This is a genomic window from Streptomyces sp. LS1784, assembly GCF_020103755.1.
GTDB lineage: Bacteria > Actinomycetota > Actinomycetes > Streptomycetales > Streptomycetaceae > Kitasatospora.
The window spans coordinates 1-1,962 of sequence record NZ_JAHSQD010000937.1 but is presented as its reverse complement, the minus strand read 5'-3'; the positions used below and the strand labels follow the sequence as shown (position 1 = coordinate 1,962).

Below are 1,962 nucleotides of genomic sequence, written 5' to 3'. Positions count from 1 at the left end.
GGCGCCGTCGGCCCCGGCGGTGGGGGGTGCCGGGCGGACGGGCGCGGCCGTGGCTGTGGCGGGGGTCGGGGCTGTGACGACGGCCGCCGCCGGGGCGGGACGGGGGTCGTCCGTGACCGGACCTGGTCTGCCACCCGTCCGGGCCCGGGAGCCCGCTCCGGTGTCAGGGCGGGCCTCGGCGATCAGGGCAAACCCACTGGGTCGGTTTCGGACACCGGGCCCGCCTGTGGGGACGGGCTCGCCGACCGTCCCGGCGGTGACGGGAACGGAAGCACTCGGGCCGGCCGGGGCGGCCACCGCGCGATGTGCGCCGGACCGTGCGCCGACCAGCGCCGTCGCGCGTACCGGCACTCCCGCTGCGGCCTTACGGAGCGGCCCGCCGGAACGGATGCCCGGCCGGGGCGAGGGCGCGTTCCGCGCGGCAAGTACCTGGCCGACGGCCTCCGGCAGGCCGGCCGCCTTCAGCGTCGGCCGGTAGCCGCTCTCCGCCCACGGCCGGCCGTGGTGCAGCCAGACGCTGCGCAGCCCGGTCAGTTCGGCACCGGCGATGTCGGCGGGCGCGTGGTCCCCGATCATCCAGGTGTGTTCGGCCCAGTCTCCGGTGGGGGCGATACCGCACCGCCGGGCGGCCATCTGGAAGATCAGCGGGTCCGGTTTGACGCAGTCGGCCTCCTCGGAGATGACCCAGCCGTCGACCAGCGAGCCCAGCCCGGTCCGCCGGATCTTCTCCAACTGCGGCCGGGTGCCACCGTTGCTGACGATCCCGAGGGTCCACCCGGCCGCCCGGGCGGAGCGCAGCGCCTCGACGTGCCGGGGCGGGCAGTGGATGTGGGAGTTGATGCCGCGTCGGTAGTGAGCCAGCAGGACGTCGGCGGAGACGTCCAGCCCGTAGCGGCGCCGGACCGCTGACAGTACGGTGCTGCGCGGTACGTAGCCGCCGCCGTCGAGGGTGACGAACCAGTCGACATCGCCCGGCGGGAGGTCGTGTTCGGACAGGAGGTTCTGCGCCCAGGCCCGGTAGGCCGCGTCCCGGGGCAGCAGGGTGTTGTCGAGGTCGAACAGGAGCAGGGGCATGCCAAGCATGGTGCCAGCGGCTGCACCTATGCACCTGGCAAATGCCAGACGGCGTCGCGAAGCCGTACGGAGTGGCTGAAACGGCCTCCGCACGCCCGTGGCAGCCGGCGACGCCCGTGGCGGCCGGGGCTGTTGGGAGCAGATCGGACGTCACGGTTCGCGACGTGTCGCAACGGATCGTCGCCGATCCATGACAGTCCGGTCACGGTGTCCCGTGGGGCTGTTGCGCCGCCCGGTCCGCTCAGTCAAGCTCCAGGGAACCTCCTTTCCGGAGGGGGCGCGATCGCCTGTGGGCGGGGCGCACTGACTCGGCGGGCGCATCCCCCTTTCGCGGGAACAACGTCGCTCCAGGGCTTCCTCGCTGGGCGGGGCCTCGTCCCCGTCGTACTCTGAAAGGAACAGGTCACATACGGTGCTGCGCGGCGCAGACCGACGCCATCCCGTGGGCGGGCCTGCTGCCCGGGCAGCGTTGTTCTCCTCTCCTGTCGGCCCCTCTCCATCGAAGAGCCGTGAGCCATGGCTGGTTTTGAGCCTCCCCGACCGGTTGAACCGGACGCGCCCCGCAGCGTGGACCCGGCCGAAGGGCCTGCCTCCGATCGCTCCGAGGGTCGTGCCGAGGTGCGCGCTGACCAGCGCAGTGACGATCAGCGCCGTGAGCACGGCAGTGAGCACCTCGGTGACCGCCGTAGCGACCACCTCGGTGACGGCTGCGGCGATGGCCGCGACGGCGGTCATGGCGACGGCCGCAGGGGCGGCAGCGGGGACGGGCCTGCCGACGGACGAGTCGACGCGCACGCCGAGGCCCCGGGCCGCGTCCCGGGCGGTCGGCCGAGTCCCGAGCGAGCCGACGTCGCCGAGGGGACCGAAGCAGCCGGAGCGGACCGTGCG

2 protein-coding genes are annotated in these 1,962 nt (G+C 74.0%); one reads left to right on the top strand and one right to left on the bottom strand.

The window, feature by feature from the left end:
• The coding region (locus KS423_RS44420; RefSeq protein WP_224285357.1) for an HAD-IA family hydrolase at positions 1 to 1,074 on the bottom strand (1,074 nt) is incomplete at its 3' end.
• Positions 1,075 to 1,726: 652 nt separating this feature from the next.
• On the opposite strand from KS423_RS44420, the gene KS423_RS44415 reads away from it, so the two are divergent.
• On the top strand, positions 1,727 to 1,962 hold a 236-nt coding region (locus KS423_RS44415; RefSeq protein WP_224285356.1), incomplete at its 3' end, for a hypothetical protein.